The organism is Planctobacterium marinum (assembly GCF_020687805.1).
In the GTDB taxonomy this organism is placed as follows: Bacteria; Pseudomonadota; Gammaproteobacteria; order Enterobacterales; family Alteromonadaceae; genus Planctobacterium; species Planctobacterium marinum.
Genome location: NZ_JAJEWQ010000004.1, coordinates 617,429 through 638,905 on the forward strand (window position 1 = coordinate 617,429; position 21,477 = coordinate 638,905).

19 protein-coding genes are annotated in these 21,477 nt (G+C 46.0%); 4 read left to right on the forward strand and 15 right to left on the reverse strand.

Translation table 11 applies throughout. The features are described from left to right. Both LJ740_RS16210 and LJ740_RS16215 read right to left on the reverse strand, forming a co-directional pair. Positions 1–156, reverse strand: a 156-nt coding sequence (locus tag LJ740_RS16210) for a tryptophan 7-halogenase (RefSeq protein WP_229530189.1), incomplete at its 3' end; no start/stop codon positions are given. A gap of 70 nt (positions 157–226) precedes the next feature. Further along, positions 227–3,121: a TonB-dependent receptor gene (locus tag LJ740_RS16215; protein ID WP_229530146.1), complete on the reverse strand. Its 2,895-nt coding sequence runs from the start codon at positions 3,119–3,121 to the stop codon at positions 227–229. A 6-nt stretch (positions 3,122–3,127) separates the two neighbouring features. Here LJ740_RS16215 and LJ740_RS16220 point away from each other — a divergent pair, with 6 nt between their 5' ends. Beyond that, positions 3,128–3,370 (forward strand): hypothetical protein, encoded by a 243-nt coding sequence (locus LJ740_RS16220; RefSeq protein WP_229530147.1) that lies wholly within the window; start codon positions 3,128–3,130, stop codon positions 3,368–3,370. Positions 3,371–3,534: 164 nt separating this feature from the next. Here LJ740_RS16220 and LJ740_RS16225 read toward each other — a convergent pair whose 3' ends face one another. Further along, positions 3,535–4,467, reverse strand: a complete 933-nt coding sequence (locus tag LJ740_RS16225; RefSeq protein ID WP_229530148.1) for a LysR family transcriptional regulator — start codon at positions 4,465–4,467, stop codon at positions 3,535–3,537. Positions 4,468–4,602: 135 nt separating this feature from the next. Here LJ740_RS16225 and LJ740_RS16230 point away from each other — a divergent pair, with 135 nt between their 5' ends. Continuing rightward, complete coding sequence (locus LJ740_RS16230) at positions 4,603–5,610, forward strand: zinc-binding alcohol dehydrogenase family protein (RefSeq protein WP_229530149.1); 1,008 nt, start codon at positions 4,603–4,605, stop codon at positions 5,608–5,610. Positions 5,611–5,663: 53 nt separating this feature from the next. Next, positions 5,664–6,848, forward strand: coding sequence for a major royal jelly family protein (locus tag LJ740_RS16235; protein ID WP_229530150.1), 1,185 nt, complete (start codon positions 5,664–5,666; stop codon positions 6,846–6,848). Positions 6,849–7,007: 159 nt separating this feature from the next. Here the strand turns inward: LJ740_RS16235 and LJ740_RS16240 are convergent, their stop codons facing one another. Both LJ740_RS16240 and LJ740_RS16245 read right to left on the reverse strand, forming a co-directional pair. Further along, positions 7,008–7,769, reverse strand: coding sequence for an SDR family oxidoreductase (locus LJ740_RS16240; protein ID WP_229530151.1), 762 nt, complete (start codon positions 7,767–7,769; stop codon positions 7,008–7,010). Positions 7,770–7,820: 51 nt separating this feature from the next. Beyond that, the gene (locus LJ740_RS16245; protein WP_229530152.1) at positions 7,821–8,624 is read right to left on the reverse strand and encodes an SDR family NAD(P)-dependent oxidoreductase; all 804 of its coding nucleotides are present in this window, start codon (positions 8,622–8,624) and stop codon (positions 7,821–7,823) included. Between the two features lie 120 nt (positions 8,625–8,744). On the opposite strand from LJ740_RS16245, the gene LJ740_RS16250 reads away from it, so the two are divergent. Beyond that, positions 8,745–9,689 (forward strand): GlxA family transcriptional regulator, encoded by a 945-nt coding sequence (locus LJ740_RS16250; RefSeq protein WP_229530153.1) that lies wholly within the window; start codon positions 8,745–8,747, stop codon positions 9,687–9,689. A gap of 196 nt (positions 9,690–9,885) precedes the next feature. On the opposite strand, the gene LJ740_RS16255 is transcribed toward LJ740_RS16250, so the two are convergent. The 10 genes from LJ740_RS16255 to hsdR all read right to left on the reverse strand — a co-directional run bounded on the left by LJ740_RS16255 (position 9,886) and on the right by hsdR (position 20,975). Further along, positions 9,886–11,259, reverse strand: a complete 1,374-nt coding sequence (locus LJ740_RS16255) for a HipA domain-containing protein (protein ID WP_229530154.1) — start codon at positions 11,257–11,259, stop codon at positions 9,886–9,888. Continuing rightward, positions 11,250–11,555: a helix-turn-helix domain-containing protein gene (locus LJ740_RS16260; protein WP_229530155.1), complete on the reverse strand. Its 306-nt coding sequence runs from the start codon at positions 11,553–11,555 to the stop codon at positions 11,250–11,252. The genes LJ740_RS16255 and LJ740_RS16260 overlap by 10 nt, the downstream gene beginning before the upstream one ends. 286 nt (positions 11,556–11,841) lie before the next feature. Continuing rightward, positions 11,842–12,168, reverse strand: coding sequence for an Arm DNA-binding domain-containing protein (locus LJ740_RS23485; protein ID WP_377307089.1), 327 nt, complete (start codon positions 12,166–12,168; stop codon positions 11,842–11,844). Between the two features lie 399 nt (positions 12,169–12,567). Continuing rightward, positions 12,568–13,200 (reverse strand): DUF6988 family protein, encoded by a 633-nt coding sequence (locus tag LJ740_RS16265; protein ID WP_229530156.1) that lies wholly within the window; start codon positions 13,198–13,200, stop codon positions 12,568–12,570. Positions 13,201–13,484: 284 nt separating this feature from the next. Continuing rightward, positions 13,485–13,982: a hypothetical protein gene (locus LJ740_RS16270; protein ID WP_229530157.1), complete on the reverse strand. Its 498-nt coding sequence runs from the start codon at positions 13,980–13,982 to the stop codon at positions 13,485–13,487. Next, on the reverse strand, positions 13,979–14,680 hold the full coding sequence (locus LJ740_RS16275; RefSeq protein ID WP_229530158.1) for a DUF3800 domain-containing protein: 702 nt from the start codon (positions 14,678–14,680) through the stop codon (positions 13,979–13,981). Before LJ740_RS16275 ends, LJ740_RS16270 begins: the two co-directional genes overlap by 4 nt. Continuing rightward, a complete protein-coding gene (locus tag LJ740_RS16280; RefSeq protein ID WP_229530159.1) occupies positions 14,677–15,954 on the reverse strand; it encodes a restriction endonuclease subunit S in 1,278 nt (425 codons plus the stop codon). Before LJ740_RS16280 ends, LJ740_RS16275 begins: the two co-directional genes overlap by 4 nt. Continuing rightward, the gene (locus LJ740_RS16285) at positions 15,951–17,459 is read right to left on the reverse strand and encodes a class I SAM-dependent DNA methyltransferase (RefSeq protein ID WP_229530160.1); all 1,509 of its coding nucleotides are present in this window, start codon (positions 17,457–17,459) and stop codon (positions 15,951–15,953) included. The genes LJ740_RS16280 and LJ740_RS16285 overlap by 4 nt, the downstream gene beginning before the upstream one ends. A gap of 80 nt (positions 17,460–17,539) precedes the next feature. Continuing rightward, a complete protein-coding gene (locus LJ740_RS16290) occupies positions 17,540–18,301 on the reverse strand; it encodes a type I restriction-modification enzyme R subunit C-terminal domain-containing protein (RefSeq protein ID WP_229530161.1) in 762 nt (253 codons plus the stop codon). Beyond that, positions 18,273–20,975, reverse strand: a complete 2,703-nt coding sequence (gene hsdR, locus LJ740_RS16295; protein ID WP_229530162.1) for a type I restriction-modification system endonuclease — start codon at positions 20,973–20,975, stop codon at positions 18,273–18,275. Before hsdR ends, LJ740_RS16290 begins: the two co-directional genes overlap by 29 nt. Positions 20,976–21,477: the final 502 nt, after the last annotated feature.

Genomic DNA, 21,477 nt, shown 5'->3' on the forward strand with positions numbered 1-21,477 from the left:
CACGCCAATGGTGGGAATATTAGGCGATTCGATAAGAGTTACCTGCAACGCGCCCTCTTGTTGGCTGTTGTGCTGAGCCGCGATTCGCCCTGCGGTTATCCAACCGGCTGTGCCGCCACCGACCACCACCACCTGCCTGATATTGTGCTTGTTCATAGGGTTAACATTTTTTACTGAGGTGAAAACAACAACGCCGCTACCCATAGGTAGCGACGTACGGTGAGGCTTAGAAACTGCCCCGCACACCCAGGGCAAAACGTCTGCCGCTGTCTTCCACCAGAAGCAGGTGGTTATCAAAGCGACCGCGTTTATGCACATATTCTTCGGTGAGGTTAATACCTTCAAAGAACAGGGTGATATTTTCGGTGATATCGTAGCTACCACTCATGTCCAGCTGCCGATAATCCTCCACGATGGTGGGGCCATTGCCCTGCACCTGGGTGAGGGATTGTACAAACTCATCACGCCAGTTCCAGGCCAGTCTGACCTGGAAAGGACCGTCTTCATAAAATCCCACCAGGTTCATGGAATCACTGAGTCCGGTCAGTGCAAAGATCTGTGTGGTATCTGTGGGGTCCAGTTCGGCATTGCTGTCGGCAAAGGTGGCGTTGGCGATAAAGCCAAAACCGCTGTCAAAGGTGTGCTGCCATGCCAGTTCCAGACCATCCACTGAGGCGTTTTCTCCGTTGCTGGGCAGGGTATTGGTAAATACCGCATCGCTGCCTGAAGAAGGATCCTGCACTAAGCCGCCGCCCGGTGCGTCAAAGGTCAGTTCGCTCTGGCCGTTGACGATAAAGTTAGATACTTCTTTTCGGAAGTAACCGGCAGAGGCATAGCTGGCATCGCCGTAATACCATTCAGCAGACAAATCGAAGTTATCAGAGGTGAAAGGCTGCAACGCCGGATTCCCGGAGAAGGAGCGCAGATCGCCGCCCTGACGGGTGGTGGTGATCACTACCGCCGGAGACATACTTTCCAGTGTCGGACGCGTCAGGCTGCGCGATGCCGCTGCACGGAAAATCAGATCATCAGTGAAGTCCCACTTAATGGCGACATTGGGTAACACCGCATCGTAACTGGAGCTTTCAGAGATGGCGGCGGGGGTACCGTAGTTTTGATTTAGTTCCGTAGCATCCAGTACCGTCAGGCTTTGCAATACCGCCTGAGTACCCGTAACGTCTACATCGGTTTGTTCAATTCGCACGCCACCGGTAATATAAATGGGACGCTTTGCCAGGTCTCCGACAAAATTCATTTCCAGATAGGCAGACAAAATGGTTTCTTCTACATCGAAAGAGTTGTCTTTCTGAACGGCATCAAAGCTCTGACCTGATAACTGTTCCAGGTACGCAAACATGGTTTCGCCGTTATGAGCCAACCACTGCGTCGGCATACGGCCACTGCCGCTGACATCGCCGAGGAAATCATTCCCGGCATCAAATACGTATTGCAGATCCGCCGGTACCACGGGGGCATCCGGATAACCACAGTACAAACAATGTACGCCGGTTTCGTTATCCCAACGGGTCAGTGACTTTTCTTCAGTGGAATATTGCAGACCGAATTTGGCTTTGGTGAGGCCGCTGTCCTGACCTTCATCCCACTCACCATCCAGTCGAAACTGAGTGACATCGTCTTCCACCGCCCAGCCACGACGCAACATAACGTGGGCGCGACTGTTGGCTTCATCCAGGTGATTGCTCACACCCGCCGGGCCCGCAGCACCGCCAATCATCGGGTTATACATCACAAATCCCGGGTTGTTGGGGTCAGCTACGGTTAATGGCTGACCGCCAGCCTGCACGTCGATTTCCTGCTGGCCACTGTAGATATTACCGTTGGGGGAGGCAAACATGCTGGCCAGGGGCAGAATATTGTTATCAACCTGAAAGCGTACCCGGTTGGAATAGCCAATCAGTGATAACTGGTTTTCACCGCCATTGTTGGATTCTCTTTCAGCACTGGAATGGTGCAGATCGAAGTTCAGTTTCAGATTGTCGTTAACATCCCAGGCCAGGTTCAGACCCACATCCATGGTTTCGGTTAAGCGATCAAACTTTTTGGCGTGCATATCGGTGGCCATTCCGATTTCCTGGTACAGATCCACCACGGTACCGTTTTCGTCAACAATAGCGGAACGACGATTGCCGTCGGCATCAAACAGGCTGCCATCATCACCCACACCCTGAATATTGGGAGCAGTAAACCAGTGGCCATAAGAGGTGGCGTCGGTTTTGACATCAAAGTCGGAGTACAATAAATCAGCGGTGACCACTATGTCATCGCTGGCGGCATACTGGAATACCAGGTTGGCATTGGTACGGGTGCGCTCTTCGAAGGTTACCTTGTTATCGTAATTGCGCGGCGAAAAGATAGTACCGGTCCAGGGGGTGCCATCGCGGGAAACCGGATTCGGGACACCCACGTTTTCCAGCCAGCCATCCATCTGAGCCTGATTGAGTCGGGTTTCCCTTTCCTGATGAGATACCGCCAGTAATACGCCAAAGGTGTCGTCGTTGAAGGTATTGGAGATAAGACCGGAAACCTGGGGTGTGGCTTCTTCGCTGTTTTCATCGTAAACCCCTTTAACGCTGCCCGCCACTTTAAAGCCATTCATGTTGAAGGGTTTGGCGGTTTCAATGTTGATGGTGGCACCAATGCCGCCTGACTGCATGGTGGCAGTACTGGTTTTATGGACATCCAGGCTACGCACCAGCTCCGAAGCAATGGTATCGAAACTAAAGGCACGGGAATTGTTTTCTGAAGCGATCTGGCGGCCATTCACCAGAACGGTATTGAACTCCGGGCCAAATCCCCGCACGGTAATCAACTGACCTTCACCGCCAGAGCGGTCCACCGATACACCTGTGATACGTTGCAGAGACTCCGCTACGTTAGTATCGGGGAATTTACCTATGTCTTCAGCGGAGATGGCGTCTACCACGCCACCAGATTCGCGTTTTACATCCATAGCCCGCGCCATACTGCCGCGAATACCGCGCACCTGAATAAGTTCAAAATTGTCGGCACTTGTCTCTTCCTGAGCCGACACCAGCGGTGCGCTACTCAGTGATGCCATCGCCGCCACAACGGCCGCGGAGAGTTTCGTTCTTTTTAACATGATGATGTGTGTCCTGAAAAAAGCGTTGGTTTTTGTATTGCTCTCCAGTCACCGAATCTGCGCTTTGGGCCAGTTACCGACCAGGAGCCGGAAAAAGGCCAGCTTCACAGGGTAAAGCTGGCAAAAACACAACATGTAATGGAGCAACACAATGCAGTGAATAACTCAAAACTCGCGCTGACACTGCAACACATCAGCGCGGTTATTCACGTCAGGGATAAAGACGAAACGACGTTAATTTTCCGCTAATTTAATTTACTAATTTTTAACAAGTGGGCTGGGAAGCCGCAAAAATAACGGGCTTAAAAAGGCAAAAAAACTGGGATTTAGATAAATAAGGTGGGGTATTGCTCTGTTCGCCAGGGCCTGACAGATTCATTTATACACCTGAAACCCGGCTGACTATTTGTTTTTTACACTTTGGTGCCCGGCTCAACCCTGGGGAAGTCTTGCATCAGCTTGGTACAGTGTTCACGTAACAAATGATGGACCTGGCGAATTGCGGGTGAAAACTGTTTCCGATGAGGACAAATCAAATGTAATGGAGCAGGTTCGCCCTGGAGTTGAGGTAACAATATCTCTAACCGACCCGCTAAGATATCGCCACTGACGTCAAGCCAGGATTTGTAAGCTAAGCCTTCACCAGCGATAGCCCAGCGTCTGATTACATCCGCATCGTCACACTGTAAATCACCTGAAACTTCTATGGTTTGGTCATGGCCTGAAATCCCGAAGCGCCAGCGATTGTGTATTCGTCCTTTTAGTAAATATGTCAGGCAGTTGTGCTGTTGCAGCTCATCCGGATATTCAGGTCTGCCATGACGTTTAATGTATTCTGGGGAGGCGACCAGCACCCGACGATTTTCTGGTGCCAGGGGCAGGGCCACAAAGCTGGCGTCATTCATAACACCATACCGGATAGCGACATCCACAGGCTCTCTAAACACATTGGTGACCTGATCGGACAAATGCAATTTCAGATTTATGTTCGGGTGCCGGACTCGAAACTCACTGAACCAATCTACCAGCATATTTCGCCCAAGATCAGAGGGTGCCGCCACCTGTAAGGTACCGCTCAGTTCAGAATCCTGATGATTGATCCTTTCGTGCCCCTCTTGCAGGGTTTCCAGTGCCTTCTGAGCATAAGTCAGATATTCCTCGCCTTCAGCCGTGAGCCGCAAGCTCCGGGTAGAACGTGCAAAAAGGCGTATGCCAAGGGTCTTTTCCAGACGTTTGATGGCAACGCTGACTTGTGCCGGCAATATATCAACTTCTCGCGCCACATTAGAAAAGCTACCTAAGGCAGCAGCTCTGACAAACAGCGTAAGATCTTCCAGTCGAACCATTTATTCACCTCGAGAACAAGTGTTGTTGTATTAGACGCGTTTTTCCCATCTCTACTGCTGGCTAATATGACGGAAAGTTTGACCCTATTTCAAGTGACTAACAAATATCACTTTTCATTAATTGAGGAAATAAATATGAAAGCAATAGCTTACTCTCAACATGGTTTACCGATTGACGATGAACAGTCGCTAATCGATGTCGAGATTGACCAACCCGTTCCCGGACCCAGAGATTTATTAATAGAAGTTCGCGCGGTATCTGTGAACCCTGTTGATACTAAAGTACGACAGAATTCAGAAACAGTTGCTCCTCGTATTTTGGGTTGGGACGCTGCTGGTGTTGTGCGGGCAACGGGCGAAGCGGTGACTTTGTTCCAACCCGGAGATGAGGTTTTCTATGCGGGCTCAATAACACGGCCAGGTAGCAACAGTGAATTCCATTTAGTGGACGAGCGCATCGCAGGCCACAAGCCGTCTTCACTCGACTTCGCTCAATCGGCAGCATTACCGCTAACCTCTATCACAGCCTGGGAACTACTTTTTGACAGACTGAAAATTAGCGAGGGACAAGGCAAAGGCGAAACCTTGCTGGTAGTTGGCGCAGCAGGTGGTGTGGGGTCGATGTTAATCCAGCTGGCTCGTCAATTAACTTCGATGACGGTAATAGGTACTGCATCGCGCCCGGAAACCGTTGACTGGGTTAAAGCGTTGGGCGCCCATCATGTCATCAACCATTACGCCCCGCTTAAAGAGCAGCTTCTCGATGTGGGTATCACCGAGGTGCACCATGTTGCCAGCCTGACACACACAGCCAGTTACTTTGAGCAACTTATTGCTGTACTTGCACCTCAGGGACAGCTGGCACTTATTGATGACCCTGAGTCACTGAACGTATTACCCATGAAGGGCAAAAGCCTGTCACTGCATTGGGAATTTATGTTTACCCGTCCTATTTTTGAAACATCAGACATGATCCAACAGCATCAGTTGCTCGAGCGCATTAGTGAGCTTGTCGACCAGGGACATATAAAGACAACGCTCGGAGCGCATTTTGGCACGATCAACGCGGCGAATTTGAGACGGGCCCATGCATTGATTGAGAGTAACCAGGCGAAAGGAAAAGTTGTGCTGGAAGGCTTTTAAAGCACTTTTATGCCTGGTACTTCGAAACTGACTGAACTCTGGAGATGATGATTATGAAAACCTTAAATTCAGGAATATTTTACTTTGTGTTGGCAGCCTTTTCAGTGTTGGAAGGGGTATTTCCCGATCCGGTACTGGCTGCGACCACCGAAGGCCTTCCTCATGTCCGTTACTACGGCGATATCGAATTGGTGCACACATTCAATGGTCCTATGCCGACGGGCGTTACTGTTAGTCGCAGCGGACGCATATTTGTTAACTTTCCTCAATGGGGCGACGAACCCAACTACGCGGTTGTGGAACTGACAGACGGCAAACTGGTGCCTTATCCCGATATGGCAACAAACACATTTGAGATAGAAAAGCCCCATTCAGGATTTATCAGCGTTCAAAGCGTGATAGCTGATGGTCAAAATCACCTTTGGGTATTGGATACCGCTGCACCTGGTTTTCAACCTCCGATACAGGGTGGGGCTAAACTCGTAGAGATAGATCTGGCAACGAATAAGGTGATTGCTAACCATGTATTCCCACCTGACGTTATTCTCCCAACGACCTATGTGAATGACATGCGTTTTGATTTTCGGGTCGGTAAGGCCGGTGTCGTGTATGTAACTGACTCATCTTTATCGGGACCGGGTGCCATTATCGTCATGGACCTGGCAACCGGAACAGCATTGCGACGCCTCAGTGGTGATAGTTCTACCGCTCCTGATCCGAACTTCATACCTGTGGTTGAGGGGGTAAACATGGTAAGTCGAGGGGCAGATGGAAAGATTAGTCCGTTTCGGGTCGCTTCTGATGGTATTGCGTTGTCTCCGGATGGCGACACACTCTATTTCAGTGCGCTATCAAGTCGCAGGCTTTATGCTGTGCCTACTGCGCTACTTCGGGATCCGAACATCAGTGAAGAGCAGTTGTCCCGGGCGGTAATGGATATCGGTGAAAAAGGTGCATCCGATGGTTTGGAGGCTGATGCCAATGGCGCTATCTACGCATCAGATTATGAGCACAATGGCATTCGCAAGCGACTTCCGGATGGTCAATGGCAAACACTGGTACACGACCCTCGGGTTCTTTGGCCTGATACCTTGTCGATTGGAACTGATGGCTACCTTTACTTTATTGTTAATCAACTTCATCGTCAGCCAGTTTTTCATGGTGGTAACGACTTACGAGACAGGCCCTACAGTCTTTTCCGTATTGAGATTGAGGCTCTACCTGCACCAACCCGCTAGTCTCTTAGAAGTGTTTGTTTCGGGTAAAAACAGTCAAGCAGCACTTTGATTTTAGCTGTGAGCAGCCAAGATTCCTTATGCCGTATAATTTCGCTGAATAGTACCGTTGCGAACAGAACAAAAGCCCGACAGTACCAGAAGGTACTGTCGGTATCTGGATCAGGCAACGGGAATTGGATTGTTGACCAGTGACAGATTGAAATCCCTGACGAGCGCATGTTCCTTGCTGCCCGGGTTATCGCGCAAAGGTACCACCACATCCACCAGAGCCTCGACATTTTCCTGCGCTAATTTTTCCATCGTTTCCTCGAGGAAAGCATCAAGAGGCATTGCACGGGGATCACCACTTTTGTGGATCAAATCGGTGTCCACCCAGGGAGGGGCAATTTCAATTACTTTGACCGAAGTATCGCGCAGCATAAATCGCTGTGACAATGTGTAAGAGTGGATGGCTGCCTTGGTGGCGGAGTAAAGCGCAGTAGCTGCAAGCGGCACAAAGGCCAGTACCGAACTATTATTGATAATATAAGCGTCAGGCTGTTTTTTGAGATGTTCAACAAAGGCCGAGCTGACCCGAACTGGACCGAGTAGGTTGGTATCAATAGTACGAGCTGCCTGGCTGTCATCCAGTATTCCGGCTGCATTATCAAAAGGCATAATGCCCGCGTTATTGATTATCACATTCAGTGAAGGGTAGCGCGCAATAAGTACTTCGGCGACTGTTTGTATCTCAGCTGGATTACTCACATCCAGGCGTATCGAATCCATACCCGGATTCGCTGCCACAACTTCGTCGAGCAATTCCTGGCGACGGCCAGCGATAATCACCTGGTTACCCAACTTGTGAAAAGATTCTGCCAGACCTCGACCGATACCGGAAGTACCGCCAGTGATAAAAATAGTGTTGTCAGTAGTTTTCATTGTCATTGTCCTCATTGTTATTAAAGCGTTGTGTTAAATCGTGAATGTGTTTTAGTGTGTCTCTGTATAGCGAGGCGCTGGTGAATTACTGGAAAGATTGGCAGACATGAGCTGTCTGGATTTTTCGTAACTCTCCCATGCCGTGTGATTATGTAAGGATGGGATGGTGATCAGCTCACCCCGGTCGAATCCAACCAATGCAGCGTCCACCAGGTTTTCAGCGCTCATGACGATTTGCTGATCGAGATTTTCCAGCGGTAATCCTCCGGAGGCCCAAAAATCTGTCGCGGTTGCACCGGGCAGTACAGCCTGGACTTTAATCCCTTTATCCGACAGCTCGTGATGCAGAGACTGGCTAAAGGCGTGTACGTAGGCTTTACTGCCACCATAAACGCCATTCAGGATTTCCGGAGCAATACTCACAATAGAAGAAATATTAATGACAGCGCCCTGGCGACGGGCGACAAATTTGGGGACAGCCGCGTAAGTCAGACGCGTTAGTGCGGTGACATTGAGTTCGATCATACGCTCCATGCTATCAATTTGGCTCTCTAACAACGGCGTATGGGTTCCTGTCCCTGCATTGTTAACCAACAATGTGATGGTTTCGTCCTGTTTTAGCTTTTCCTCCACCCGGGTCAGAGCTGCGCGATTGTTGAGGTCTGCTTCCAGTACTTCAACAGATCGGCCACTTTGGGTTGTGATCTTTTTGGCCAAAGCATTTAGTTTTACGCGATTGCGTGCAACCAGAATGACATCGTAGCCGCGGCGAGCCAGGCGGTCCGCATAGACAGCTCCAATTCCGGATGATGCGCCTGTAATCAGGGCTGTACCTAAGTTCTTCTGTAAAGTCATTTTCATTTCTCCTGAACAATGTATTTGTTGTAAAGCAACAATTGCATTCTATGACCAATTGAGATTGACCTAAATGACGTATATGATACTGATTTGAGACATTTTATTGGGGGAGTTAAAATGCACAGAATTGGATATCTGTTAACGGACGGGTTTCAGGTTATGTCACTGGCGACACAGAGTGTCTTTGAATATGCTAACGTTGTTATCGACAAACCATTCTACGAAGTTCGCAATTACTCAGTTCAAGGCGGACAATTGCATTCGTCTCTTGGTATGGCAGTGGAAACTCTCCCTGTGAACAGGCGATGTGAGATAGATACCTGGTTGTTTAGTGGGATAGGCACCCCTTTGGATATACCGACACCTGCTGAAGTTATTCAGTTTGCTGGTGAAGGCGCAATGCGGGCGCGCCGGGTAGCGGCCATTTGCACGGGGGCATTTGTATTAGCCGAGTCAGGATTACTTGCAGGGCGTCGCGCTACAACGCACTGGGCTTTTGCACGAGAAATGCAGGCAAGACATCCCGATATTAATGTTGAAGAAGACAGGATCTACATTGTGGACGGCCCGGTCTGGACGTCTGCCGGAATGACTGCAGGGTTGGATATGGCACTGGCTATGGTGGAAAAGGACCTCGGCACTGACGTTGCTCGCTCGGTCGCTCACAAGCTGGTGATGTATCAACGCCGGTCAGGTGGACAGTCGCAACATTCAGAGTTGCTGGATATGTCCCCTAAGTCGGATCGTATTCAGAGCGCATTAGAGTTTGCACGCAAAAACCTTAAAAAGACCATTAATGTGGAAGATCTCGCGGAGCAGGTCAATCTCAGTCCGAGGCAGTTTACACGAGTGTTCACCGCTGAAACTGGCCAGTCACCTGCAAAAGCAATTGAGAATCTGCGCCTGGAAGCCGCTCGTTTTATGATAGAAGATAGTCATCATCCTCTGGAGATTATTGCCCGCGAAACAGGCTTTCGGGACCGCCGACACATGCGTGAAGCTTTTCTGCGTGGATTTGGTGTTCCGCCACAAGCCGTACGACGAGGCGCACGTGAAATCTAAATTAGCGGGTGCTATTTAATGAACGTTCTCAGCATGTCAGAAACTCAATTCAAGTCTTTTAAGTTCTTCCGGTCAGCGAGTCGGTGAACATGGTTGGACGCTTTGGTCCAAAGCAGAGTTAAACCGACTCGTTAGAAATATGGAAGATTTAGGAATGAAGGTCGTTTGGGGATATTCCATCAGTCTTCCGCAAAGATCAAACTTCGATCTTTGGTATGTCAGGTGCCTGTGAGCGCAAGTGTTGTGTTCGGGTCAATATATGCTCTTTTACCTCGACCATGTAACTTCGGTCGTCGTTTGTAAAATACGGCTCCTGAGTCATGGTCTCGATGAACTGCTGATGCGTTAGCGTGTTGATGACTTTATCCGCCAAATCGATTAACTGGCGAGACAAGAGCTTTTTATTCACCCCGCAGGTTTCTGCGAAATCAGCCATTTGGTAGGCGTTAATGCATTCGGGTTCAAACTCATCACCCATCGCCATCGCCAGTACATGCTTGAACTGTGGGAACATGGCTACATTCACTAAATCATAAGCAGGCGTGAATCGATTATTACGCTTATCAAAAAACAGCGAGACGTTTTTACCATGACTGTCGTAGTTGCTGATCATCAAATTAAATAGCTGCCAGTTGATGAGCCATTGAAGACTCTCAACAGGCGACGCCATAGTCTTTGCCAGTTCAAAAAGCCGGGGTAAGCTTGCGCCATCGCGAATATGCTGCACATCCCTGCCATCACCCAGGTTTCGCTCATATTTATAGTCGCGTGGCAGGTTCAGAGCTTGGCAGCCATCAATCACATGCCTGCGAAAGACCTTGAACTGATCAGGTGCATGCTTACGATCAAACCGTTCCACAACCAGTGCCGGGTATTGTTCGAATCGCGTGAATCGCACTTCTGCGGCAGGCAGTCCCACTGCCTTTGACAGCTTCATACAGAAGTATTCGTTGAGTACGAGGTTGGGACAATTGTGCCTCTCAAACTTGAGAATATGTGTTGAGCATAAAGTCCCATCGCCAAACCCAATTTGCCCTTGCTCATCAATGAATATGTTAAGCTTGTCTTGTACTCCCGCCACACTCAGTCGTGGTTTGTCGTCCCATGTTAACAGGCCAATATCTTCCTTTTTGGCAAGCCGCCTGGTTAGCTCATCGGGTTCGATCACTCTAAATTGTGGCTTACTTGCCTCTGGTGAAACGTCAGCACCTTGTTCACTCGCTTTAAACGTAATAGCCCCCGCCAGATCATTGCCGATGGCCCTGACTTGGGAATAGACATTTTTTTCTGAGACTCCAAGGTGCTCTGATAGGAGTTTCCGCGCTTCCCCTTCGGGAAGTGCGTTGTCGAGATAGTTGTAGGCGACTTCGGGAGAATGAAGGTTATCCAACGTCAGTACGGGTGACAATGGGAAGCCTGTTTGCTGCCAATCCTGCTCATATTCAAGCTTGAGTAGGTTAGTGCCTTTATCCAAGGTTAACGTGCCAATACGTTGCTCTGCTAAATGGATGAGCATGGTATATGCTGAGGGTTGGTTGATGTTATCTGCTGGCACTTTTTTTATACCCACTCGTCATCACTGACACTTAAGTCGTCCCGCTTTTTAAGAGAGTCAGGCGAAAGCGATGGTGAGGTAAGCTTGATACCCAGCCCACGTAGCACCGCAAACACGGCGGCCAGGGTGCAGTTATCATTGCCATTTTCAATGCGCGACAAGGTATTGATCCCCACGTTACACAGCGCAGCACAATCAGCGAGCTTCATGCCCATCGCCGTGCGCTTCGCTTTAATAAGTTGTCCCAACACATGCGCGTCATTTATAAACTGTGTTTGAGGCATTTTTGAGGAAGTCACTTTCTTCGCCATCGTTGCGTACCAACATCGATATAAATATTCATTAGTATCGGTGATTATAGATGGTTATTAATAAATCACAAATATATTCACCTTTATCGGTGAATATACTTAAGCAAAACCATTAATCTCATATAAATCACCGTTAACGGTTAATATTGGCTCGGCTGGGCATCATTATGCCTACAGGCCTGGCTCTGATACATGGCATGTCATTGGCTTATATTGAATAAGCGGCATTACCAACTCAGCCAGTCGATTCAGAGAGTCGATGCGCTCAGGGAAAAATCCATAGCAATCATACGTTTTTCCGACCCATTAGGTTGTTATTCATACACTTCTCCGTGCACCCCAAAATTAGGTAGTAAACCAAACGTAATAGTTTATTTTGGAAATAATCATTGAATAACTCGTCTATGCTGAGAATGCTATCCGCAAACTTAGTCAAAGGGTCTAATCCTTCTCGAAGCTTGGAACGCTCTTGTTCTGCTAAACCTCGTGCCTCTGCCAGCGATAACTGTAGGGCTTTTCCAATAGATTTTTCCCTCCTCTTTCCGTTAAGTGAATACCTTAGTGACCAATAAGGTTGTCCACGCTTGGGAGCGACGAACCGTTTCCATCGGATGTTTTACCTGGCTCGCCTTTAGCAAGTATGTTGACTTGTTTGACTGTTAAATTTGGCATTTTTCACCTCTTGTACTCACCAGTAGTTTGAGACTAGCAGTGAAAAATACTCACCAGTTGGATGAAACAGAATGAAAAAATACGAAACAATAAAAAACAAAACCCCGATATAAGTCGAGGTTTTTCAGTGGGTTATGAATGTTGTTGAGTGTTAATGAGCTTTATTCAATATTCTGGATCTGTATATGTATATTTTTATTAAATTACATATTTATCATTGGTTTATGGTTTTTATTGGTGAGTAATGTCACCGTATATGTCACCATTTTGCGTTTGAAGCCGGTAAATAAACATAGATACGCCTCGAGAAATCGCAAACCGAAAAGGTACAGGGCGTGTGCTACTCAGGTGGAAGAAAACTCTGTAACATTTCCCCGATTTGGGCCATCTCTTCTTCGTGTTCGGCAAAGTCTGCTACGGCAAAAGCCATCATCAAAGCAACAACAAAAGCAAATTCTGCACAGTACTTTATTTCTTCGTCGGTGAATTGATCCGTTATCGTATTGTCATCGGACATTGTTCGATAAAGCAAATCCGTACCGCCATGTGCAAAGCTGTTGAAAACCTCATACCTAGCTCTTTTCACTCTCTCTAATTCAAATGGCACAGGTTTTATACGGTCGACTTCTTGGCACATAGTGTGATGATCTACATAGTAGATATTCCCGTTTTTGCTGGTACGCTGTATCTTATCGGTTTGAATGAAATGTTCAGTTTCTTCATCAGTTGCACAGTGTTGAAACCATAGGGCTCTGACAAAATAATCCCAATAAATCCTCATTAGAGAAACGCCGACGGCAATACGCCCCTGTTGGATCAGGTTGGCGCTGCTCCAGCAAATTTCATTAACTCGGTATGCAAGTGCCAGAAATATTCGCGATTGTCTATTTGGTGTTTTGAAGCTCTTATCGCGTTGTAGAAGGTCAAGCTCTCTAATTTTTTCTTGCAGTTCGACCAAGTATGGGGCTGTCACGAGGCCTCTCGCTTTTCTTTTTTAAAGAGTTTGAACGTCATTTCTATATGCATGTATTCTTTTCAGCCGTTATTTTATAAATTCGTGATATGCAAAGAGCTCGTAATGAAATAACTACGAATCTAATACTTTTTAATCCGAAGTCGATATATGTTATGAGTTTGAAAACTTGTTTATTCTATATATTGTCACTATTATATCGTCATCTCATCCACCATCCATTGGTGTCAGAGTGGAAGGAGTTACGGCTCCGTCCTCGAAAGAGGGCGAGGCCAGCCTTAATTTTATATCTTATTTCCGTTATTCCTTTTATATCTTTTATTGTATTTCTGCCTCTGGTGTTCGCGCTCTATATAAAATGCGGTCCATGGGAGAATATAGCCTTTTCTCACATTTAAGACGACAAGATAACCTTCCATCTCAAACCACAAGTAGATTCTTTTGTCGCCCTGTTTTTTCTCTGCCCAGACCTTTAGCACAGAGTCGGCATCATTTTCGATAATAGCTTTTGGCCAGCGAATGCGCTCACAGCGTCTGATGTCCGGCATTCTGGATTCTTCGTCTTTTCCTTCGCTTATCATATGCCAGAATGTTGCTGACTTTCCGTCATATTCTGGATGGCGTTTAAGGCCCAGTCGTTTGCCTCTGAAAACGGGGTTGTTGTCTACGAAGTCTCTTTGAAAGCTATTATAAACTTCTTCAAAGAATGCATCCCAATTACCACCAAAACTCTCTAACCTAATCATTTCAGGTAACCATTGTGGTAATGCATAATCCGTCATGAGTATGGCTGCCAAACTAATAAGTTAAACTTGCTTTCACGCTGAAGTGTACTGTGAGTCAGCTTATAGCCACTCCTATCACGGATACGACTAATTAATGCTGATTTAGCGGCATTGGCATTAAGCCCACGGTGCAAATAAGCTAGTGCTCCAATTAACAAATCCGCCACCTGTAGTTGCTCAGACTCTTCGGAGTGAATTTGTTGCACTTTTTCAACTATGTTGCGTGAGAAATCGTAGGCGTTATTGCATAGCACATTATGCAAAGTCTCCACTTTGGTAGCGCCCAGCGTGTCTTTGATATCAATATAGACCCGATAATGAGACTGTGGCTCAAATATTACCTTCAACATGGTGAAATACATTTTGTAGTACCAATCATCATGGGTCTGCCCAAACCTTTCATGGTCCAAGTTGTTCTTGTCTGGTGCTATAATCCCTCTGAAATGAAAGTCATCATCATCAAAGAAGTAATCGATAACTTCCAAATAAAAGCTTAATTTTGATTGGCTGACTTTGGTCCACTTAATTTCAAAATCAGTTTTAAGCCCATGCTTTTGTTTTATCTCACGGATACGTTTTGCTATTTCTAAGCGTTTGTCCACCGGACACCATACTGCCCCTAATACCATGGCTTTTTGACCATCATTTTCAAGGTGGCATGATTCATCACAATACACGTTGTAAGTTTCGCTCATAGTGCCACCTCAACATTGCCATGATTTATCTGTTTTTCTGCGTTTGCTACGTCTCTGGACAGTAATTCTCCCCGGAAGGCTTTAGTCAAAATAGATTGCGTGAGTTTGTCTATGCGGGTTTTGGCTGTTATATATTGTTTTTCTATCGTGTTGGCGTGCTCAAATAGTTCATTGATTTTATTTACAATTACAAGCTGCTCCTTTTCGCATGGCAAAGGTACTGGAAGCTTTTCAAATACGGCCTTGCCTAACGTCGGGACTCCCGTATTTGAATTCATTTCTTTTGTGAGCCAGTTTATTGTTTCTTCTCGTCTCAACATCCACAATAAGAACTCTGTGTTAACTCCATTTGCTCTTACAATGAATACTGTATGGCTATAGACAAAATCAAAGCCTCTGGGAGCCATTCTTGCTAAACCAAGCCTCCCTTTTCGGGCAAAGACTATGTCATTTTCCAAAAATTTAGTTTTTTCTTTCCTTTCTAGAAAAAACTCCCTGTTTACTAATTTCGCCTTGTCAGTAGTCCAAGAATCTAATCCAACGAACTGCTGGGTGGATAGTATGGGTACTCCAGATGTATCCGGTTTTGGGTATCGGTGCGAGGGGTTTGGATCTAAGCATTTTGCTATTTCCGATAAAACAGGCCGTTTCCAATCATCAATCTCAAGGTTGTTCTCCTGTCGCCAGTCTTTAGTGAGTTCGCCTGAGGTAGCTGCGGCGAGGACGGATTGGCGGAAGCGTTTTAGGATGGTTGGGATTTTGTCAAGGCGTGCTTGTGCTGCTTCTACTTTGGCTAATACTGAATCCAGTTTGTCTGCAATGCGCTTTTGGTCATACTTCGGAGCTAAGTGTAATGGAATTTTGCGCATGTTCGCTTGTGTCAGCTTTAGTCTTGTCGCACCGTTTACATATCCGTGATAATCAAATTGGTTTAAGTAATAACATAGATACCTATTTTCAACCTCAATCCCATTTAAGACATGTGCGTGGTTGTTCACCCATGTTTTACCATTTAATAGATAGGCTTTATGTTTCTTTGGATCAAAAAACGGAACACCATCTTCACCAAGAGCAACGTAATTACCGTCAAATAAATAGTTGTCTATATATCCTACTTGGCCAGTTGCACCAAAATAAGGGTACAAATCAGATTGTTCTTTGCCCTCAATTCTTTGTTGTCTCTCTTTGTTGTTAACTGGTTTTCTTTTCGAGTCTAGAATCTCAACACAATCCTTTAATTCTTTTTCTATCCAACCTTTCGGCAATTTGCTCATGCAACAACCTCGTCAGGTTCTTCTGCTGCATCCAGCTCAACTAATATTGATTGCAAATCGTTAATGGCACCCGCCAGTTCTTCAATGGCTTCATTAATAAGTACATCAGGCTCTGGTAATTTCGCAGTATCTTCAAGACTGTCGTCTCGTATCCAGGCCAAGTCCAGCGAATCGTCTTTAGACTTAATTTCATCGCGCGTAAAACAACGCAGACGACAGGTATCCACATCACCCACATCGCTGCCGTTTTTGTGATTATCAATAAAGGCTTGTCTTTTGGCTTCGTCAACCTTAGTTAAATCGCCTCCTACGGCCTCGTAGAATTCGTCGAAATGGGCTTTGGTTAATACTGTGCGCTTGCCGAATTGCGGCATGTTCGCTCTGAGGTCGTAAACCCATACTTTTTGCGTATTGCCTTTGTCTTTGGTGATGTTTTCAGGCTTTTCAAAAAACAGGACATTGGTCTTTACGCCAGCGGCGTAAAAGATACCGGTTGGCAGCCTCAAAATGGTGTGCAGGTTACATTTTTCCATTAAATCGTTGCGGATTTTGCGACCTGTGGAGCCTTCGAATAACACGTTGTCTGGCAAGACTACAGCGGCTCTGCCTCCGGGCTTGAGCATGGCGTGATACATGGTATGCAAAAACGCGAGCTGTTTATTAGATGTGTAATGAACCAAATCGTCACGAGTCGGCACACCTCCGCCTTGCTTGGTGCCAAACGGCGGGTTAGCCAAAATGAGGGTTGCTTTTGGCAATACCTTACCTTCGTTTGACAAAGTATCGCCGTATAAAACACCCGCGTTGTTGTCATCAACCGCTAAATCATGAAGCATCAGATTCATCATGGCCAAACGGCGAGTGTCTGGTACCAGCTCCATTCCAAAAAATGTGCCGTGTTGATATTTGTTGTAGGCGGCTTCGTCTAATGCACGGATATCGTTGTTCTTCTCAATTTCATGATGGGCGGCAATTAGAAAGCCACCTGTTCCAGCCGTCGGATCTACAATCACATCATCGAGGTTGGGTTTCATCAACTCAACCATAACCTCAATTAAAACTCTTGGTGTGAAATATTGTCCAGCACCAGATTTTTTCTCACTGGCGTTGATTTCCAACAGACCTTCATACATGTCGCCTAAGCCTTCCTGCTTAGCCGAGTACCAGTCCATATTATCGATTTCAGTAACGAGTTTATTGAGAGTGGCTGGCTTACGAATGCAGGTAGACGCATCTGCAAATATGGCTTTAGTAATAAGAGAGCCATGGGAGCCTAAATGAATGAGTAGCTTTTTGTATTCTTCCAGTCGGGTTGCGGCATTAAAGTTTTCAATATCTGTCCAGCGATAACCTTCCGGAATTAGCTCATCCTGGCCTGTTTCTTCCACCATCTTAAGGAAGATAAGATAGGTTAGTTCGTTCAGGTATTCGTGGTAAGTGACCCCATCATCTCTTAACAGATTACATAAATTCCAGAGCTTATTGATTAAGTCTTGAGTGCTCATTGATGTTCCTTGACTGTATTTTTGGGGTTTGTGCCGCGCTCCAAACCATCTAAATTTTTCTAATAGTTGATTGTATCTAATCAGGCTGATTTTTGTTGGTCATCTCCTGACCAAATGGCTTTGTTGAATTCGCCAAGTATATCAGTAATGGGTTGCTCAAATAATTTGGTTGCCCGTTTGATACCGCCTAATCGCTGTTTGAATATACCTTCGTTTAGGTTACTTTCATCAACAATGATATTTGCTTTCATTTGACTCGCTATTGTTTCCAGCCATTCTCTTTGAGGAGTTTTCCACGGCTGGCTTGCCAGAATTTTAGCTAACGCATTATCGACACGTTGATCATAGGGTACAAGCGCCTCGCCAATTGCCGCCTGCCGAATAAAACCAATAATACGAGCTGCGATATCTTCGTTTTTGACTTCTTTCCAGGCCATTTTTAGGTCTTCTTCACGGAATTCGTTTCGCTCCAACTCTACTGCTAACTGCTTCAAACTGTCCCGTGATAGTTCCCATGGTCTTTGTATCACTGTTTGTATTGCCATTAAACGGTTGCTGTTTGCATTTACATATTTATTGAATGCTGAAAGGTAATCTTCAGGTTTTTGTCCGCTGCCATATCCGGTTGAGGTTCCGGTGATTTGATCAGCATGCTCGGATATGACCACTTTCGTGCCGCCCCCTGAGCTTGATATTTTCATATCAAGTAACTCGCCCAGGCCGGGATGATTTACAAACCAGTTGGCGACATCAGTAAGCTTCATTTCTTTGAGTTCCTGAGCAAAATCTTTGGGAGGTTTGCCCACAATTCGTTCAAAATCTATGCTCTGCTTTTCTGACAAATAGTTTTTTTTTGCTTTGTAGCTTGGCGAGGAACTGATCTTTGGCCAATTGCTGCAACCTAGGGTCCGGTCCATCTTTAATCTCAGTCTCAAGCTCACTAAAAGTAATGTCTACCTTAGTTACAACTGGCTTCATAGTGTTCACTTTTTCCAGTTGCTTATATATATCTACAGCATCGAATATTCTGAATCGCTCTTTTCCTATCTCATCACACCGTCTTGTTGCTCTACCTAACATTTGTTCAAACAAGATGCGGCTGTTTACTCTGCGTAAAAACACTAAGTTGCAAATTGATGGAACGTCCACACCGGTGGTGAGCAGATCTACAGTGACGGCAATGTTGGGTAACCGGTCATTTTTGTAGAGACGAATTTTCTCTAGTGGCTTGTCTGATGCACCGGTGATTTTCTGAATTGCGTCGTCTTCAACTTCACCGTGATAGTTTTCACAGGCTTCTTTTAACGCCTCAACCACATCATCTGCATGTTTATCGGTTACACAAAATATTAGCGACTTTTCTTGTGAGTAAGGGTTTAAGGAGTCGCTCTCGATCAACCATTTACACACTTCCTTTGTAAACTCGGGCGCTATCACTTTCCTGTTAAACTGTGCCACATCGAAGTTGAGTTCATCAGGCGTGTTCACTAAATCGATATTTTGTGTTTGAGGATCGTATACCTGAACTTCCTCGTTGACGGCGTATTTTATGCCTTCTGTATTGAGCTTGGTATGGATGCGTGTAGGTGGAAGGTGGTCGACTAAGTGACCATCAATAACCGCCTCGGTATAGCTGTAGATAAATACGGGATCACCGAAGATGTCTTTTGTGTGCAGAGCTGGAGTGGCTGTAAGGCCCACTTTAAATGCGTCGAAGTATTCAATGACAGCTCTGTATTTCGACATATAATCTTTCTGATCGCGGAATTTAACTTCTGTTTCGCTGAGTTCTCTGTCTAACAGGTATCCCCGGTGACATTCATCGACCACAATACAGTCATACTGTCCAACACCCGGTTTAACTCCATCATCAGATGGGTACATGATGCGTTTTACCAACCCTTGTACAGTAGCAACATGTACTTTGGTATCCTCGTCCGGATTAGGTTTTGGTGCTTTTTCAGGCTCTATGCCAAGCACTTCAAAGGTGTCAGCAAATGTATTGAGGTTTTCCATCCTGACTTCACCAAAATCAACCGTTGCTTGTGCTCCAAGTGCACTTCTGTCAACGAGAAACAAAATACGTCTGAATCGTTCAGCTTTTAGCAAACGGTAAACCAGTGCTATGCAGGTTTTGGTTTTTCCCGTACCGGTTGCCATAGCAACCATAGCCCTGTCCTTTCCATCCTTTATTGCCTGTTCCACACTAAGAATGGCTTTCTTTTGGTAGTCTCGGAGTTTTAGTTCATAGTCAAACCCCATTTCGTCTAATTCAGCGTTTGCCTGCTGTGGGGTTTGACGCAGATAGGACTTGATTTCCTGAGGTGAATACCAGCCCTTGAGCGCTTTTCGTCGGTTTGTATTGTCTCTGACGTCGAGAAACCAAATGCCACTTTCTTGCTCAAGCTGCTTTAAGTAAGCTCGTCCGTTTGTTGCAAAGGTAAGAGGGCATTTAAATTCATTATACTGTGTAACCTCGACCCCATCAGGAAGGTTACTGATGCCACTTGCATAGCGTTTTGCCTGGTCGATTGCGCCGTAAACATTCTTTGCATTCTTTTTTGCTTCGATGGTACCAACTAGAGTCATTCCAATAAACAACACATAGTCAGCAGGACCTGAGGTCGTAGGCCATTCTGCAATAGCCTTGTTTTTATTTGGTTCAGGACGAGTGCCTTTGGAGTAACGCAAATTTTCGGTATCAGCCTCCCAACCAGCATCTACCAGTTGCTGGTCAATAACAACTCGTGTTTCAGCCTCATCCATTTCAAAAGCTGATTTCTCAATTCGTTTGAGTTCGGCTGCTTGTTCTTCTTTCGGCTTTGCCTGGAAGCTCTGGAAATATATGACGTTAGCAGCATCCATTTTTGCCCTGTATTCTGCTAATTTTTCTTCATGTTCTTCCGCAATTTGTTCCCAAATGGCACGATCTTCTGCCATCCTTTCAGCGCGTTCTCTCTCTGCTTTGGCCTTTGCTTCCTCCGCTCTTCTTAGCTCTTCAGCGACTTTAATTCTTTCATCCGTACGCTGTGATTCTGCATTTAAACGAGCTACCTGTTCTTCAAGTTGTCTAACGTACTCAGACGGGTCGCTTGGCTTGACGAATTTTTTGACTTTAAAACCTTTCGCCGCCTCACCTCCAAATGTGATATGAAACCACATTGATAAGGCGTGACCAACCATTAGCGCTTTTAACGCATCCCTGTGGCTTGAACTGTTAAATTCGTGTGTGGCTGTATTGCCGAGTTTTCTGATAGTGTGAAATGCATCTCTAACGTTGTCATCTAGGCGGAGGTTGTAGTCCAGGTCTCTGAGCAAATCGATTTGTTTAACATTGCTCCCAGCCTCAATACCTATCCGAGAGGCAATAGTTTGAGCTATTCCCTCGCCAAGCTGACGAATTTTTATTAATGAAGTATTGGGATCTGGTGAGAAATTGCGTTCGGCGCTTTCCGCCAATTTGAACAACCATTCATGGTGTTGCTTGAGAAATTCGAAATTGCTCGATGAATCCATTATTAAACCCTTACGTCTTCCCTGTTGGTTGCAGGCGCTATTGGCTAGCCTTGATGCATCTATACGTCACTTGGGAATTATTATAGCCAAATTGTATGCGAAATCTACTTAACACAATACAGTGGCGCTTATCACGTATAAATGCAGTTGGCCTAGGTCTGTTGTGTAGATGTCATCTTCTCTATCTGTGACTATGGATCGTGTGTGATATTAAATAGGTATCAAAAAATGAATACGTTACTTGCCTGTATGTGGATGCTATTATTCTTTTGTTGACTTTTTGGACTGCTATGACTTAAATGAATTAGAGTTCATTCAAGGTCTGCCATTCACATGTTTACCATTAAGGCAGCCTGTATGTGAAAGTGCTATTAAATAAGGATAACTAAGAATTATGGCCACCGGATTAATCAGTCTTGCTAATTTCAGTAATGACGGAAATAGCAATGGTACAAGCTTATCAAACCTTTTTAGTTCTGTTGGTTTCCGCGATCTCACGCCA

Bases quoted from the DNA above. Each gene is read 5' to 3' on its own strand.
- LJ740_RS16245 (WP_229530152.1), bottom strand. From the start codon at position 8,624: ATGACTTTACAGAAGAACTTAGGTACAGCCCTGATTACAGGCGCATCA.
- LJ740_RS16230 (WP_229530149.1), top strand. From the start codon at position 4,603: ATGAAAGCAATAGCTTACTCTCAACATGGTTTACCGATTGACGATGAA.
- hsdR (WP_229530162.1), bottom strand. From the start codon at position 20,975: ATGGATTCATCGAGCAATTTCGAATTTCTCAAGCAACACCATGAATGG.
- LJ740_RS16235 (WP_229530150.1), top strand. From the start codon at position 5,664: ATGAAAACCTTAAATTCAGGAATATTTTACTTTGTGTTGGCAGCCTTT.
- LJ740_RS16285 (WP_229530160.1), bottom strand. From the start codon at position 17,459: ATGAGCACTCAAGACTTAATCAATAAGCTCTGGAATTTATGTAATCTG.
- LJ740_RS16270 (WP_229530157.1), bottom strand. From the start codon at position 13,982: ATGACGGATTATGCATTACCACAATGGTTACCTGAAATGATTAGGTTA.
- LJ740_RS16280 (WP_229530159.1), bottom strand. From the start codon at position 15,954: ATGAGCAAATTGCCGAAAGGTTGGATAGAAAAAGAATTAAAGGATTGT.
- LJ740_RS16215 (WP_229530146.1), bottom strand. From the start codon at position 3,121: ATGTTAAAAAGAACGAAACTCTCCGCGGCCGTTGTGGCGGCGATGGCA.
- LJ740_RS16260 (WP_229530155.1), bottom strand. From the start codon at position 11,555: ATGGCGAAGAAAGTGACTTCCTCAAAAATGCCTCAAACACAGTTTATA.
- LJ740_RS16240 (WP_229530151.1), bottom strand. From the start codon at position 7,769: ATGAAAACTACTGACAACACTATTTTTATCACTGGCGGTACTTCCGGT.
- LJ740_RS16225 (WP_229530148.1), bottom strand. From the start codon at position 4,467: ATGGTTCGACTGGAAGATCTTACGCTGTTTGTCAGAGCTGCTGCCTTA.
- LJ740_RS16275 (WP_229530158.1), bottom strand. From the start codon at position 14,680: ATGAGCGAAACTTACAACGTGTATTGTGATGAATCATGCCACCTTGAA.
- LJ740_RS16250 (WP_229530153.1), top strand. From the start codon at position 8,745: ATGCACAGAATTGGATATCTGTTAACGGACGGGTTTCAGGTTATGTCA.